Here is a 16,199-nt window from a genome sequence, read left to right as displayed (position 1 = left end):
TTATGAAAAAGATATTGCTATATACCTGCGTGTTATTAGCGGTAACATCTACCAGCTGCCGGAAAGGATTCCTTGACCGTACGCCGTTGGATGCCATATCTGATGAAACGTACTGGACAACAGAAGAACAGTTAACACTGGCGCTGAACGGGCTTTATGCCAACGTGAAGAACAACAATACCGTAGCGATGGACCAGATGGGCGACAACAGTATCAATTCTTCCACCGGAGATACCTACCGTATCTTTGGCAGCGGCAACTTCGGTCCTGACCTCTCGGCAGTGGATGCAGAATGGCGCAGTCAGTACACCGGTATCCGCCAGTGCAATGTATTCCTTGCCAATTATGAGCGTGCTACCAGTGTATCGCAGGAAATAAAAAACCAGATGGCCGGTGAAGCCAAAACCATCCGGGCATACATGTACATGAACCTGGTATCTTACTTTGGCGATCTTCCGCTGGTAACCAAACCACTGAATATTGATGAACTGTATGGTCCGCGTAATAAACGTAAAGAGATCATCGACTTTATCCTGTCCGAACTCGAAGAAGCCGCCGGCATGATGAAAAAAGAGCGGCAAACCGGCCCCACGCTGGGCCGTTTCAGCAAAGGCACCGCGCTCGCTTTCAAAGCCCGCATGGCGTTGTACGACAGCCGCTGGGATGTAGCAGAAAAAGCAGCCAAAGATGTAATGGATCTCAATGTATATTCTCTTTACAGCACGGGTAAGCCTGCACAGGACTACTACGACCTGTTCACTTATAAAGGTAAACTCAGTGCCGGCGCAAACAAAGAAACCATTGCCGCCCGCATCAATCTTACCGATGTGAGCATGCACAACATCAGCCGTGAATCGCAGGTGCCCGACCAGGCTTCCCGTTACAATCCCACCAAAGCATTGGTGGATGCGTATCTCTGCAGTGATGGTCTTACCATCGATAAATCGCCGCTGTATAAAGAAGATACCTATGCGAATCTTTTTGAGAACCGTGATCCGCGCATGAAGCAAACCATTCTTGCACCCGGCGCCACCTGGGGTGGTAAAAGAGATGGCAACCCTGCCAACACCAATCCCGCTATTTTTACGGCGCCAAAATTTGTGTCTGATAAGCTGGGCTGCGTTACCATCACCGGTTATTACTACACCAAATACGTGGAAGTAAGCACCGTGTCGCAGGTAAGTAAAGATCAGAACGATATCCATGTGATGCGGCTGGCAGAAGTGCTGCTAACCTATGCGGAAGCAAAAATGGAACAGGGTACGCTTACACAGGGCGACATAGACCTCACCATTAATAAGCTCCGCGACCGGGTGGGTATGAAAAGAATGATCCTTACAGAACTGGCCGCCAATGGTCAGGATCTGCGCACGGAGATCCGGAGGGAACGCAGGATTGAATTGGCGCGCGAAGGACAACGCTGGTATGATATTATTCGTTGGAAACAGGGCAGCCTGCTGGCTGCTGATGTAAAGGGTATGAAGAAATCGCTGGCAGCAGTACCATCACAGGTAAGCAATATCGCTGCAGATGCTAACGGTTATATTATTGTAATGACCGGCAGGCAGTTTGTAGATCCGAAACACTACCTGTTCCCGGTTCCGCTGACGCAGATACAACGTAACCCTGCACTCGGACCACAAAATCCCGGTTGGGAATAATGCTAACATAAGACAACCATCATGAAAATATTCTCTTTTATCCTGTTGTGTGCTTGTTCTTTCAAAGCATCGGCAAGCGATACTCTCCGGATCATGACCTACAATATTCACCACTGTAATCCTCCAACAAAGAGTAAAACAGGTGAAATTGAAGTAGATGCTATTGCTAACGTAATCAACGGCCAACACCCCGATCTCGTAGCGTTACAGGAAGTGGATGTAAATACAAAACGCTCCGGCAGTATTGACCAGGCTGCGCAGCTGGCTGCCAAAACCGGTATGCAGGTATACTTTGCCAAAGCCATTGATCATGATGGCGGCGAATATGGTGTAGCCATTTTATCGAAGTTTCTTTTAACCGGTACGCAAACCATACACCTGCCGGAAACAGCGAATCCCGCCAGTGAAGACCGTGTAGTAGCATTGGCAGGTATCACTTTACGCAGCGGCAAACAATTCGTTTTCGCCTGCACCCATATGGATGTTAGCAATGCAGCCGTAAGAGATGAACAGGCAGCTGAGATTAACAAAATTGCAGCCGCCAAATCGATCCCCTTCATCCTTGCAGGCGATCTTAACTGCAAACCGGAAAGCGCATCTTACCAGGTATTGCTGAAAAAATTCACCCCTTCCTGTACCGATTGCGGGTTCACCATCCCGGTGAACAACCCCAACCGGGTGATTGATCACATTATGTGGACAAACGCCCCGGGTTTTACGGTGAAAAGCAGCAGTGTAGTGAATGAGCCGTATCCATCGGACCATTTGCCGGTGGTGGCGGAGATTGTTATAAAGTAATGTATTTCAGGCCGCGTAAATCTTAGGGTTTATGCGGCTTTATTGTTTCTCCCATACTTCCTTCCACCGCTTAAATTCTAACGGTCTGACCCAATAACGTGCAAAATTTCCGTCATGCAAAGACAGCAATTCCGTTTCAACAGCTTCAGTAAATTTGGACCGATCTTTCTCTGGGAGTGTTACTGCTTTCTGTTGGATGATGGCCATTGCTTCTTTTTGCTGCATGGCATTGGAAATTATTTCAGTTATAAGGTCCCGGATCGCTTCCCGGTATTTTAATCTGAAGGGATCTGGTTCTCCCAGCGATTGACGTAGAGCGGCATATCTCAGTGCAGAGCGCTCATAAGCCCACATAAATACATCTTTGTATAATTCTATGCGATTGAGTTCATAAATACCCAGTATCCCCTGCACGTAAATGTCATCGGGCACATCAACAAAAGCTAAGGGTGCAAAGTTGTACCGGTTCAACGGAATATTTGCGGCAAGGCGTGATACACGTTTATTAACATCGTCGAAAGGCTGCAAATAAGGTAATTGCACCATGATGAAAAACGCCTGTTCGAATGGATCTTTAATTGCTCTCGCTTTCTCAAGTATTAATTCGAACATTTCTTCGATCTGCTGAGGTATACCAAGCGGTGTAAAGACTGAATTCGTAATCCCTACGCCAAATGTACGTAGCCTTCCAGATGCTGCCGGATCGGGCAGCAAGTTGTTCGACAGCAATGCATGCAGGTTCGTAAGTGTATAGCGGTTAAATCCGATTTCATCTGCAGCCTGTACGATAAACTCGATGGCGTCCTTATGGTTAAGGATCATTTGTGCTTCCGCCGCCGTTCTATTATCCGCCACCTGACCCTGAGAAACAAGACGCTGCGTATCTAACAAACTGTAAGTATTTCCTTCAAGGCGGCTTGAGTTCCAGGATAAGTCTATAAGCAGTCTTTGCAGGATTTCTTTAGCATAGGTTCCGGCAGGTTGATCCAACCGTGCTGTATGTCCTAATTCCGTGAGTCGTTTTTTGTCATCCAATGTAAGATAGCTATCAACATTAGGACGGTAAGAGGTCAGGAAGTCCATATTGTATCCAATTGGACGACGACGGGCGATTGGCCGTGTGATCAATTTTCTGATCTCCTTGCTCTTGCTGGACAAAGGCACTAAATCTTCATCTTGTTCTTTTCCCTTTTCTTCTTTGAGTTCGGCTTGTGTCTGAACCAAATGGTAAAGGGTCGCGCGCGTCTTGCCAGAGCTGATAACGATCCCCAGTTCCTGCAATTTATCCAACCGCCTTTGCAAGGTACGGGATCCGATTTCTAGTCCCGCCGCTCTTTTAAGGTCATCAAGAGAAGCTCCCTCTTTAAATTGTTCAAGAGAGTTTTTGATGATTTCCAGTTCGCGATTTATATTTTCCTGACTGCTTTTCATTACGATACATTACGACATTTATTAATCGAATATACCGAGTATGTGTCGTAAAGTCAAGTATTGCGACACATATTGTCGAAATTATGTCGTAATTGAGCGATTACAACGACATAATATGTCGTAATACATCCTCCATCAAATTACCCCAATCCTTACCTTCAATGAAATTTCTACTCTTTCTAAGCCCGTTTTAGTTTCTTCTGATATTTCTTTGAAGAAAAAATCTAAATCCAATCTCTCAAAAACTATCCGTTATGGCATCATTCACAAACTTCTTCACTGCATATGGTCGTGCCTCCTTAGCCAACAACGCCGGTATCATCGCCAACTGTTATGCAGAAAACTTTATGGCCGCAGGGCCATCAGGAAGCATGACTTTCAAAAACGATGAAAAGTTCACGCAATGGCTGGAAGAGATGTTTAAATTTAACCGGAAGATTGGCATGCAGGAAATGAAAGTCATTAAAGTGGAAACATCGCCGATGGGGGAATATTACACCAGGGCGTTGGTGAGGTGGGGAGCTGTTTACGCAAAAAATCCAAGTGAGATCATTGAATTTGAGATTACTTACATTTTATATCACGTTAATGATGCACTCAAAATAATCATGTATGTTAGTCATGAAAACGAGGAAGATGTTTTAAAAGAAAAAGGAATCATTGGTTAGCGCACCGGGAACAGAGGCAAATTCGGTATATTGTAAGAAAAAAAATGCGCTCTATTATATTCAGCCTCCTACTAACCATCGTCAGCACCTCACTCTATGCCCAATCGCAGGAAGAAGCAGTGAAAGCCACTATTAACCAGCTGTTCACGGCCATGAATAATTCAGACAGCGTTGCAGTAGCCGCCTGTTTCACACCGGGGGCGATATTGCAGTCTGTAATGGAAACCAAAGCGGGCAAGGATACTGTCCTTACCACTCCTATCAGTGAATTTACGTCATTTATACGCAGACTGCCTGCAAAGGCTGCCGACGAGCGTATCGTGTTTGGCAGCATCCTGATAGATGGCCGGCTGGCCTCCGTATGGACGCCCTACCGCTTCTTTTTCAAAGGGCAGTTCTCCCACTGCGGGGTAGACTCCTTTCAAATGGTGAAGCTCCCCGATGGATGGAAGATCCAGTATCTCATTGATACCAGGCGCAAAGATAATTGCGAGGAAGCAGCTGCCGCCGGGAGATGACATTACTTCCTGCATACTTCTCACATACTTCTCAGATACTTCTCGGATACTTAGGAGTCGTCTATGCATCGTATTCCCCATACAGTCCCTATACAGTCCCCATACTGTTCCCATACACTCACCATACACTCATGATACACTCCCAATACACTCCCCATACACTATCAATAAAAAGGGCCTGGCATAATCCGGCAAAAAGCGGCAAAAACGGCGGATTTGTTTTCCCACCTACTCAACATGGCATAATTTCGAAGAACTGGTAAATGCAGGTTTCCACATGATCAGTTCAGATACCGGCAAGCTGCCTGCCGTCCGGATATCTGCCCCATGTTTTGAATCGATCAAATAATAACCTACTTTTGCCCCGCTATGGTTCAGGTATGTCCACTCCGGATATGCCTGATTAAAAGGGAACTCGGGTGAAAATCCCGGACAGTCCCGCTGCTGTAAGTCTCATACAATGCTCAGGCATCGCCAATCAGACCACTGTTGAACGTTCAATGGGAAGGTCGCCTGAAGCAGAGATAAGTCAGAATACCTGCCATACCACTGATTTTTTAAGCTTTCGTGGAATGAAGCTTGGGAATAAATTCAATCTGCGGGTATCCCCCGTATCTTGTCTCTTTCCTGATTATTTTTCTTATTGCGAAAGCTGTTAATGGAACATTAACAAGCTTGGGAATGATGCGTTTCAAAACACCGGCGAAAGCCGCCGGCATGTTGCTGCTATTGCTCTGCGGAGTAGTTGCGGCCTTTGCACAGCAGGCCGACAGTGTAACATCCAAAGACCTCCGGGAGGTTTCCGTTACAGCGCTGCGCACTGCCAGGGAAGTAAGCCCCGGGCAGAAAATGCAGGCGAAAGAACTGGAGCGGCTGGGCAGCCACTCCGTGGCGGATGCCATCCGCTTTTTCGCCGGGTTGCAGGTAAAGGATTATGGCGGTATCGGCGGTCTCAAAACCGTTGATATCCGCAGCATGGGCACCAACCAGGTAGGCGTATTTTATGATGGCATCCAACTGGGTAACGCCCAGAATGGCCAGGTAGACCTGGGCCGGTTTTCGCTGGATAATATGGAAGAAATTGCCCTGTACAACGGGCAGAAAAGTAACATCTTTCAGCCGGCGAAAGACTTTGGATCAGCCGGCGCCATCTATCTCACTTCTCTCAAACCCAAATTTGCACCGGGAGAAAAAACACATCTCAGGGGTACTATAAAAACCGGTTCTTTTGGCCTGTTCAACCCTTCCCTGCTATGGCAGCAAAAGATCAGCAGCAAAGTAGCTGCCTCCTTCAGCACCGAATGGATCAATGCAACTGGCAGGTATAAATTCTCTTACCAGAAGCGCGACGAAAACGGGCGCCTGGTATATGATACCAGCGCTTACCGGAAGAACGGCGATATCAATGCCGTGCGTGTGGAAGGTGGATTCAATGGCCTGCTGGATGGCGGCGAATGGAGCACCAAAGTGTACTACTACCAGTCGGAACGCGGGCTGCCGGGGTTCATCGTCAACGGCGTATTCGGACATGTGGACCGCCAATGGGATCAGAACATCTTTGTGCAATCCAGCTTCCGGAAAGATATCTCCAAACGTTACAGCATCCTGCTGAACGGAAAATACGCTTACGACTATACGCGCTTCCTGGCGCCGGATACCGCCCGCCTTTATATCGATAACCACTACCGCCAATATGAAATGTATTTCTCAATGGCACACCAGTACGCCCTCACCAACTGGTGGACCATTGCGGCTTCCGGCGACTTCCAATGGAACCGCCTGGATGCCGATCTTACCAACTTCAGCTACCCTACCCGTTTTACCACCCTGGCCGCCGCTGCCACCAATATCAGCTTCAACCGCTTCAGCGCGCAGGCCAGCCTGCTGGGTACCTTTGTGAATGAAACGGTAAAGAAAAATGCCTCGGCGCCGTACCAGCAAAAATTTACACCGGCAGTATTTGTTTCGTGGCAACCCACCCACTCACCGGATTTCCGGCTGCGCGGGTTTTACAAACAGATCTTCCGCATGCCTACCTTTAACGACCTGTATTATACCGAAATCGGCAACCGCTTCCTGAAGCCGGAATTCGCCACACAATACGATGTAGGGTTCACCTGGAATAAAACCTTTGCCAACAGCTGGATCACACAGGCAGGTATTGAAACAGATGCCTACTACAATGAAGTAAATGATAAGATAGTAGCCGTTCCCGGCGCCAGCATGCTCAGCTGGCAAATGGAGAACCTGGGATTTGTAAAAATAAAAGGCGTAGATGTAAAAGCAAAAGTGCTGTGGCTTATAAAAAAACAGGTGCAGTTCAGTACACGCCTCACTTACACTTACCAACGCGCACAGGATTTCACCGACCCGTCCGACAGCTTCTACGGAGATCAGATCGTTTATATTCCCCGTCACAGCGGCTCGCTGATCCTCGGCGCCGACTATAAACAATGGGAAGCCAACTACAGCTTTATCTATACCGGGGAAAGATACAACAGCAAGGAAAATAAGTTAAAGAACTACGTGGAACCCTGGTATACCAGCGATCTTTCACTGGGTAAACAATTCAATTATAAACATACCCGGTTCCATGTAACGGCACAGGTAAACAACCTCGCCAACCAGTTCTATGAAGTGGTGATCAGCTACCCCATGCCGGGAAGAAATTACCGCTTCATCTTAACCGTGAATATTTAATAAACATGATGAAACAATTGAGGAATACAATATGGGTAGCCACCCTGGCAGCACAGGCCATCACCGGGTGCCGGAAAGGAGAAAGAATTGTTCCGCCCGAAGTAACACCGGTAGATACCGCCACACCAGGCTCTTTGCTCAATGGATTTTATCTGCTGAATGAAGGCAATATGGGCAGTAATAAAGCTTCCCTGGATTATTACGATTATACTACGGGCATCTACAAAAGTAATATCTATGCTACTGCCAATCCCACTGCAGTAAAGGAACTGGGCGATGTAGGCAACGACATAGAAGTATATGGCACGAAACTTTATGCCGTGATCAATATTTCCAATAAAGTAGAAGTAATGGATGCAGCAAGTACCAAACGGATCAAACAGATCGACATCCTCAATTGCCGCTACATAACCTTCGCCAACGGCAAAGCATACGTAAGCTCCTATGCAGGCCCGGTACTGATAGAACCCAATGCGCCCATCGGTTTTGTAGCAGAGATAGATACTACTACCCTGGAAATTACACGCAAAGTAATTGTGGGCTATCAACCGGAAGAAATGGCCGTAGTAGGCAACAAGCTGTACGTAGCCAATTCCGGCGGTTACCGCGCACCTGATTATGATCGCACCGTGTCGGTAATAGACCTGAATACTTTTAAAGAGATAAAAAAGATTGATGTAGCTATTAACCTCGACCGCCTCAAGGCCGACAACGATGGCGATATTTATGTGACTTCCCGCGGCGACTACTACAATACACCATCCCGCCTTTTTGTGATAGACGCCAAAACAGATGCAGTAAAGAAACAATTTGATATTCCGGTGAGTAACCTGTGTATTTCCGGTGACACCGCTTACGTATACGGTTCTGTTTTCAGTTATAACACCGGCCAATGGACCATCACCTATAACATGGTAAACGTAAAAACAGAAACGGTGTTAAACACTAATTTCATTACAGATGGTACGGATAAATCCATCCGTATGCCCTACGGCGTAGCAATAAACCCCGCCACTAAAGAAATTTTTGTAACGGATGCGAAGGACTACGTCTCTTCCGGAACCCTATACTGCTTTGATAAAGCAGGCAAAAAGAAATGGTCGGTCACCACGGGTGAAATACCTGCGCACATAGCTTTTGTTTCTGCAACCAAATAATCATAACCAACTAAATCTATACAAATGAAAAGTAAATTTCTACTCGCAGCCACGTTCATCGCTGTTATGGTAAGCAGTTGTTCCAAGGATAAAGACGTAACGCCACCCATAGAAGATCCGGAACCCACCGGTCCTTTCCTCAATAAGGTGACTAAAGTTTTTGAATACTTCCCCGCGCCCGGACAATTTACCAATGAACTGCCCCTATGGAAGCAAGGCGATTCTGCCAAACAAATGGCGGATTACGCACTGGCGGCTTTAGGGAAGGAAAATATGATTTCCCTCGGCGGGTTCGGCGGCTATGTAGTGATGGGCTTTGACCATACCATCAAAAATGTACCCGGCGAATATTCTTTCATCGTATTAGGCAATGCTTTCAACCAGTTTGCAGAACCCGGCGTTATCTCCGTATCTGCAGATGCCAATAAAAACGGCTTACCTGATGATGAATGGTACGAAATTGCCGGTTCGGAATACAACAGCTCCAAAACGGTAAAGAACTACCAGGTCACTTACTATAAACCTGACGAAACAAAAGACAGGGTCACCAATCCGGATGATCCGTATACCAGCGATACAGAGTATATCCGCTGGAAAGACAACCAGGGGCACACCGGTTATCTCTCAAAAAATGTATTTCATGATCAGTCGTATTACCCGCAGTGGAAAGGCGACAGCATCACTTTTACCGGCACAAAACTAACAGATCTCAACATCAAAAATACTTCCAGCGATCCGTTCTCTCCTTACTATGTTTCACCCGCTTTCTCCTGGGGTTATGCAGATAACCTCGCGAATGATGATAGTGATGCAAAAATAAAACTGGACTGGGCAGTAGATAAAACCGGCAAACCGGTGGTGCTGAAAGGAATCAACTTTATAAAAGTACATACGGCTATCCGCGCAGAAGCCGGATGGTTAGGCGAAATTTCCACAGAAGTACTGGGCGTAAAAGATCTTAACCTTGAATAGTATCCATGATTAACACAAAGAGGGGTGATCAGCTAAACTGTATCACCCCTCTTCTTCTTTGACTACTTCACGCTTACCGGTTGCTTATCCTCCCCAATGGCCACCAGGCTAAAAGTACCCGTGATAGCCTTTTCCCGTGAATAGGAATACATTTCTTCAATGTATATTTCTACCAACACTTTAACACTGGTATTGCCTACTTCGGTTATTTTTCCGATCAGCTCCACGATGGTGCCTGCCGGAATGGGCCGGTTAAAATCTATTTTCCCGGAAGATACCGTCACCATTTTTTTACGTGCAAAACGGGTAGCAGTAATAAACGCTACTTCATCCATGAGCGACATAGCGGTACCGCCGAATAACGTATCGTAATGGTTGGTAGTACTGGGAAATACGGCTTTAAAGATCCGGGTTTCCGAATGAAGAATTTTTTCTTCTATAGTCATGTTTGTACTGTTTTTCTTTTTTACAAAGATGCTTTCTCCCGCATCACTTCCGCTGCCCGGACCATATTCGACAATGCCACTTTTGTTTCCGGCCATTTACGGGTTTTCAAACCGCAATCCGGGTTTACCCACAGGTTCCTGGCTGGCAGCGTAACAGCGGCTTTCTCCAGCAGTGAAATCATTTCTTCCGCAGACGGCTGGCGGGGAGAATGAATGTCGTATACGCCGGGTCCTATCTCGTTAGGATATTTAAAATCAGCAAAGGCATCCAGTAGCTCCATCTGCGAACGGGAAGTTTCGATGGTAATCACATCTGCATCCATCGCGGCAATATGCTCAATGATATCATTAAATTCACTGTAACACATGTGTGTATGAATCTGCGTTTCATCCCTAACGCCGCTGGCGGAAATACGAAACGCCTGTACTGCCCATTCCAGGTAGGCTGCGCGGTTCTCTTTACGCAAAGGTAAGCCTTCCCGGATAGCCGGTTCATCTATCTGGATCACTTTAATGCCTGCCTGTTCCAATGCCACTACTTCGTCGCGGATCGCCCATGCAATCTGGTTGGCGGTGGTGGAACGCGGCTGGTCATCTCTCACAAAAGACCATTGCAAAATGGTAACGGGACCGGTGAGCATGCCTTTCATCAGCTTGTTGGTATGCGCCTGTGCAAAGCTGCTCCAGCGCACGGTCATGTTTGCCGGGCGACTTACATCTCCAAAAATAACCGGTGGTTTTACACAACGGCTGCCGTAACTCTGTACCCAGCCATTTTTTGTAAAGAGGAATCCCTGCAGTTGTTCTCCGAAATACTCCACCATATCGTTCCGCTCAAATTCGCCATGTACCAATACATCCAGGCCAATTTCTTCCTGCCAGCGGATCACGTCTATGGTGGCTTTCTCAATGGCGGCTTCATACTGTTCGGTAGTCAGCTCTCCTTTTTTCAGGCGCGCCCTTAACTGCCGGATATCGTCTGTTTGCGGGAAAGAGCCGATGGTGGTAGTAGGGAACAGCGGGAGCCCAAACTGTTGCTGCTGGATGTTTTGACGTACCGGGAACATGCTGTTCCTGCGTGCATCTGCGGCGGTAAATGCCGCTACCCGGTCTTTCACCTCCTTCCGGTGAATGAGTGGCGACGTGGCCCTGCTATGGATAGCCGCTTTGTTGGTATCCAGCAACGCGGTATTGCCGTTCACGATATCACGCAGGTCTTTCAGCTCCTGCAATTTCTGTTTGGCAAAGGCCATCCAGTTTTTAATTTCGGGAGAAAGGGCCGTTTCGTTATCAAGGTCGCATGGCACATGCAGCAATGAGCAGGAAGGAGCAATGGCGATACGTTTTTTTCCCAACGCGCTTACTGCCTTTTGTATCTGCTGTAAAGATCGTGTATAATCATTCTTCCAGATATTCCTGCCATCCACTACGCCCAGCGAGAGGTGTAAAGAAGTATGGGCGATCGCTGTTGCCAGGATATCATCCAGTTGCAATGGGCAACGTACGAGGTCGAGATGCAATGTTTGCACCGGCAATGCCAGCGCCACCGGCAGATTTTTTCCATAGCATTCAAAATAAGAAGCCAGGAGGATATGCAGTTGCGGGAATGCCGCGTGAATTTGCGCATAAGTATCGGTAAATACCTGCAGGGTTGCTTCATCCAGGTCGAGCGACAGGCAGGGTTCATCGAGCTGCACTACTTCAGCGCCGGCTTTGGTAAGCTGCGACAGCACCTCCAGGTATACCGGCAGCAGTTTACCAATCAGCGATAAACGGTTAAAGCCCGCAGTTTTCTCTTTTCCGAGTAACAGGAAAGATACCGGGCCGAGGATCACCGGCTTGGCAGCATAGTTTTCTTTTTTTGCTTCGAGGAACTGGTCGGTTACTTTGCGGGAGAAGAAATGAAATGTTTGATCGGCTGTGAATTCGGGAACGATATAGTGATAGTTGGTATCAAACCATTTCGTCATTTCCATTGCAGTGATATCGTCGCCATCGCGCTGGTAACCACGCGCCATTGCAAAAAGCAGGTCTGTTTCGTGGATCTTTTTTTCCTGTAATGCACGATAGCGCTGCGGCACGGCGCCCACCATCAGGGTAGTGTCCAGCACCTGGTCGTAAAAGGAAAAATCATTGCAGGGAATCCAGTCGATCCCTTCCTGTTGCTGCAACGCCCAGTTTTGTAAACGGATATTACGGGCGGTTGCCTGTAATTCATCGAGGGTAATTTTGCCTGTCCAGTAGCTTTCGCAGGCTTTTTTCAATTCACGCTGGCTACCTATCCTCGGATAGCCTAAGTTGTGGATAATCATTACTGATTGTTTAAAAGGTGATACATGACGTTCACGCTCTTTTATATAGTACAGCAATGTTTTTGAGAAGATAGATACGGAAGGAGAAGGCATGGTATACATACAGGAACAAGCGCATGATGTAATCATGCATACGCCTGTTCTTAATAATTACCGATACCGAAACCTGACACGCTTCAATCCCCGAAAGCATTGTCAAAGTGAAATAAAGGCAGGTCTCCTGGCTTATTCCGCTGGTAAACGCCTTCCCATTCCTGGCCGGAACAGTGGCATATTATTTACCAGTTGCAGCATATTATGCTGCCGGAAGCTTACAGTTGCGGGACAGCCTGTGATTTACACACAGTTCCCTTTTAATCCCGCTTTTCAGCGGGAACCATTATTTGCTTCGATTAGTAATACATAAAGAACCGGGGGCGAAGATAGTAAATCCCCGCAACTATCAAATCCGTTTCGTTTTCTTACAATTTCCTGCCTGGCGGAAAGCCGAGTTTTACATCATAAAAACAAACAGCTATGAAACAGGCAAATATCCTGATTACCGGCGCTACCGGGCACATTGGTACTACACTGGCCAAACATTTATCCGCACAGGGCGTTTCCTTCCGCGCAATGGTGCGGACAACAGACCATAACGCAAACACTATCGCCGCCTTACCCGGCGCTGAAATAGTAACCGGCAATTTCAACGATGCAAACAGTTTGGCCCTTGCACTGAAAGGCATAGAGAAAGCTTTCCTGCTCACCAATTCTTCTGAAGAAGCCGAAAAACTGCAAAGTAATTTTGTAGCCGCTGCCGTAAAAAGCGGGTTGCCACATATCGTAAAGCTCTCGCAGCTGCATGCTGCCGCGCAATCGCCCGTACGTTTTCTACGGTACCATGCCACGGTAGAAGCAGAGATCCGCTTATCCGGCATGGCCTATACTTTCCTGCGACCCAATTTATTTATGCAGGGGCTACTGGGTTTCCGCGAAATAATTGCCGCGCAAAATAAATTCTTTGCCACCGCCGGCAACGCTCCCATCAGCGTGGTAGACACCCGCGACATTGCCGCCGTTGCGGCTGCCGCCCTCACCACCAACGGGCATGAAGGCAAAACCTACGATATTACCGGGCCACAACCGCTCACCCATGCCGCACTGGCGGAAAGTCTGTCGCATGCGCTGGGACGCACTATCCGCTACATCAACGTTACCGGAGCAGAACTGCTGCCCGCTCTCTTGCACGCAGGGTTTCCCGCCTGGCAGGCCGAAGGACTTATTGAAGACTATGCCCATTACGCCCGCGGCGAAGCGGCAGCCGTTTCTACAGCAGTAATGGACGTAACCGGTAAGCCGGCGCGGAGCTTCTCCTCCTTTGCGGCGGAGTATGCACCGGCGTTTTCTTAGATCGCCTTCGGCGATGGAAATTGTCTTGGAACAGGATTAGGCTGATTATACTGATTAACTTGATTTTTACTTTTGGATTTTTTTTAGATTTTCCTGAGGGAGATAAAAGCTAATATATCCGCTTCTATCTCCCTTAATCCTTTATAAATCAAAAAAAATCAAATCAAACTAATCAGTATAATCAGCCTAATCCTGTTCCAAGACAATTTCCATCGCCGAAGGCGATCCCTAAATTTTTGCAGAAATTTTCCGCCAATTGCTTACTTTAGTCATCAAATCGAGCATCCAGTGAGCAATGAAGAAGCGGTTCTGCTGCAACGACTGCAGCAAGGGGATACTGAAGCATATATCGCCTTATATGACCAGTACTACCCTTCACTTTACACGTATATTCTCCACTTCATCAATATCCCGGAACTGGCCGAAGATGCACTGCAGGAAGTGTTTATAAAGATCTGGGAGATTAGGGAGCGGATCAACCCTGAATTATCGTTCAGTGGTTATCTGTACCGTATTACCCGGAATCATGTATTTAAGCTGATGAAGAAGATCAGCGCCGACGCAGCTCTCCGTTTACAGGTAATGCAGGAACTACAGCAGCAAACGGAAGATGCGGATACCGCCTTATTATGGAAACAATACGAATCTTTACTGCATAAAGCCATCGCACAATTGCCCCCTCAGCGCCAAAAAGTATTCAGGCTATGCCGCGAAGAAAGCAAAAGCTATGAAGAAGTAGCCGTAGAACTGGGCATCTCCCGTAATACGGTAAAAGAACATATGGTGCTGGCCATGAAAAGTATTAAGTTTTTCTTCTATACCAATACAGATGGTATTCTCCCCCTGTTACTGGTTTCAGGGATCCTCCTCGACTCCTCCAGATAATTTTTTTTTCCCCGGACCACCCTATCTTCTTTTTTTGGGATAGTATATATATGCCCACCGAAAGGAACAACGAATATTACCGGTTATTGCTGCAACGCTGGCAACAACGGACCTGTAGTCCGCAGGAAGCCCTTGAGCTGATGGACTATCTCCGGGACGACGCTTCCGGCCGCATACTCCTGGACGAAATGCAGGCGGCATTCCGGCAGGTAAAACCGGATAGCAGCTCCAACTTCCGCGAGCCCGGCGACAGGGTCAGGAAAGAGCTGTTACAGCATATCCAGGGCGCCCCGGTAATATCCATGCCTCCCACCCGGAGGAATGTTGGTCCGTTTAAACTTGCCGCCGCGGCAGCCGTGATCATTGGGCTCGCCATCCCGGCTGTTTATTATTTCCGGCAGCCAGCCGCTCCGGTAGCCACGGTAGCGAAAAAAGTAACGCCGGCAGCAGCAGCGCCTGGTCAGCATAAAGCGGTACTCACCCTGGCCAACGGGGAAAAAATAGTGCTGGACAGCGCCGGGATTCAGCAACTGGCGCAGCAGGGCAACAGCGCTATCCACAACCAGGGCGGACAACTGGTATACGTAAAAACAAAAGGCGCCGGCAGCGCCCCTATCTATAATACATTAACTACAGCGGCAGGGGAAACCTATCCGCTGGTACTGGCCGATGGCAGCAGGATATGGCTGAACGCCGCCTCTTCGATCCGCTTCCCGGCTACTTTTTCAGGCGATGAACGCCGCATTGAGCTTACCGGTGAAGCGTATTTTGAAATTGCACATGATGCGCACCGCCCTTTCCGCATCCAGGTAAACCAGATGACCGTGGATGTACTGGGAACAAATTTCAATATCAACTCCTACGCCGACGAAGCCACTATCAATACTACCCTGCTGCAGGGTGCAGTGAAAATAAACAGTAAAAAAGGCAGCATACAACTGGCGCCGGGCGAACAATCGCAGGTGAGCCCTAATGGAAATGTAAAAAGAGTAACCGGTGTAAATACCGCAGAAATAATAGCCTGGAAAGAAGGATACTTCCAGTTCGAGAGCACAGACCTTACTACTGTATTGCGGCAGTTTTCCCACTGGTACGACGTGGAGATTGTATACGAAGGTCACATAAAGCCCAGGAAATTTTTTGGGATGATCAGCCGCAGCAGCAGCCTGGTGAATGTTTTAAAAATGTTGAATGCCAACAATGTCAATTATCGTTTAGAAGGAAAAAAACTGATTGTACAGGGCGATTAACGCCCGCAGGTG

Annotated in this window: 13 protein-coding genes and 2 riboswitches; of the genes, 10 read left to right on the top strand and 3 right to left on the bottom strand. The window is 47.6% G+C overall.

The window, feature by feature from the left end:
- Positions 1-2 precede the first annotated feature (2 nt).
- Together ACMXI2_RS04715 and ACMXI2_RS04710 are read left to right on the top strand one after the other, a co-directional pair.
- Complete coding sequence (locus ACMXI2_RS04715; protein WP_483780550.1) at positions 3-1,661, top strand: RagB/SusD family nutrient uptake outer membrane protein; 1,659 nt, start codon at positions 3-5, stop codon at positions 1,659-1,661.
- Positions 1,662-1,682: 21 nt separating this feature from the next.
- Complete coding sequence (locus tag ACMXI2_RS04710) at positions 1,683-2,459, top strand: endonuclease/exonuclease/phosphatase family protein (RefSeq protein WP_483780549.1); 777 nt, start codon at positions 1,683-1,685, stop codon at positions 2,457-2,459.
- 39 nt (positions 2,460-2,498) lie between these two features.
- Here the strand turns inward: ACMXI2_RS04710 and ACMXI2_RS04705 are convergent, their stop codons facing one another.
- Entirely contained in the window at positions 2,499-3,890 is a 1,392-nt protein-coding gene (locus tag ACMXI2_RS04705) for a Fic family protein (protein ID WP_483780548.1), read from the bottom strand.
- 254 nt (positions 3,891-4,144) lie between these two features.
- Between ACMXI2_RS04705 and ACMXI2_RS04700 the strand changes: the two genes are divergently transcribed.
- The 5 genes from ACMXI2_RS04700 to ACMXI2_RS04680 all read left to right on the top strand — a co-directional run bounded on the left by ACMXI2_RS04700 (position 4,145) and on the right by ACMXI2_RS04680 (position 9,905).
- Positions 4,145-4,558, top strand: a complete 414-nt coding sequence (locus ACMXI2_RS04700; protein WP_483780547.1) for a hypothetical protein — start codon at positions 4,145-4,147, stop codon at positions 4,556-4,558.
- Between the two features lie 44 nt (positions 4,559-4,602).
- The gene (locus ACMXI2_RS04695; RefSeq protein ID WP_483780546.1) at positions 4,603-5,076 is read left to right on the top strand and encodes a nuclear transport factor 2 family protein; all 474 of its coding nucleotides are present in this window, start codon (positions 4,603-4,605) and stop codon (positions 5,074-5,076) included.
- A gap of 353 nt (positions 5,077-5,429) precedes the next feature.
- A riboswitch (cobalamin riboswitch) is annotated at positions 5,430-5,636 on the top strand.
- Between the two features lie 121 nt (positions 5,637-5,757).
- Positions 5,758-7,776 carry a TonB-dependent receptor gene (locus ACMXI2_RS04690; protein ID WP_483780545.1) on the top strand — a complete coding sequence of 673 codons (2,019 nt, stop codon included), beginning with the start codon at positions 5,758-5,760 and terminating at the stop codon, positions 7,774-7,776.
- Between the two features lie 5 nt (positions 7,777-7,781).
- Positions 7,782-8,933 carry a YncE family protein gene (locus tag ACMXI2_RS04685; protein WP_483780544.1) on the top strand — a complete coding sequence of 384 codons (1,152 nt, stop codon included), beginning with the start codon at positions 7,782-7,784 and terminating at the stop codon, positions 8,931-8,933.
- 24 nt (positions 8,934-8,957) lie between these two features.
- Entirely contained in the window at positions 8,958-9,905 is a 948-nt protein-coding gene (locus ACMXI2_RS04680; protein WP_483780543.1) for a hypothetical protein, read from the top strand.
- 62 nt (positions 9,906-9,967) lie between these two features.
- Here ACMXI2_RS04680 and ACMXI2_RS04675 read toward each other — a convergent pair whose 3' ends face one another.
- Positions 9,968-10,351, bottom strand: a complete 384-nt coding sequence (locus ACMXI2_RS04675) for an acyl-CoA thioesterase (protein ID WP_483780542.1) — start codon at positions 10,349-10,351, stop codon at positions 9,968-9,970.
- 20 nt (positions 10,352-10,371) lie between these two features.
- Positions 10,372-12,792, bottom strand: a complete 2,421-nt coding sequence (gene metE, locus ACMXI2_RS04670; protein WP_483780541.1) for a 5-methyltetrahydropteroyltriglutamate--homocysteine S-methyltransferase — start codon at positions 12,790-12,792, stop codon at positions 10,372-10,374.
- Between the two features lie 64 nt (positions 12,793-12,856).
- Positions 12,857-13,059, bottom strand: a riboswitch (cobalamin riboswitch).
- Between the two features lie 120 nt (positions 13,060-13,179).
- On the opposite strand from metE, the gene ACMXI2_RS04665 reads away from it, so the two are divergent.
- The 3 genes from ACMXI2_RS04665 to ACMXI2_RS04655 all read left to right on the top strand — a co-directional run bounded on the left by ACMXI2_RS04665 (position 13,180) and on the right by ACMXI2_RS04655 (position 16,187).
- The gene (locus tag ACMXI2_RS04665; RefSeq protein WP_483780540.1) at positions 13,180-14,052 is read left to right on the top strand and encodes an SDR family oxidoreductase; all 873 of its coding nucleotides are present in this window, start codon (positions 13,180-13,182) and stop codon (positions 14,050-14,052) included.
- A 288-nt stretch (positions 14,053-14,340) separates the two neighbouring features.
- The gene (locus tag ACMXI2_RS04660; RefSeq protein WP_483780539.1) at positions 14,341-14,937 is read left to right on the top strand and encodes an RNA polymerase sigma factor; all 597 of its coding nucleotides are present in this window, start codon (positions 14,341-14,343) and stop codon (positions 14,935-14,937) included.
- Between the two features lie 50 nt (positions 14,938-14,987).
- Entirely contained in the window at positions 14,988-16,187 is a 1,200-nt protein-coding gene (locus ACMXI2_RS04655; RefSeq protein WP_483780538.1) for a FecR family protein, read from the top strand.
- The last annotated feature ends 12 nt before the right edge of the window (positions 16,188-16,199 follow it).

The sequence above is a fragment of the Chitinophaga sp. G7 BAM 1005 genome, from assembly GCF_057126945.1.
Note: the sequence above shows the minus strand (reverse complement) of the source record. Positions and strands in the feature narration are given on the sequence as shown.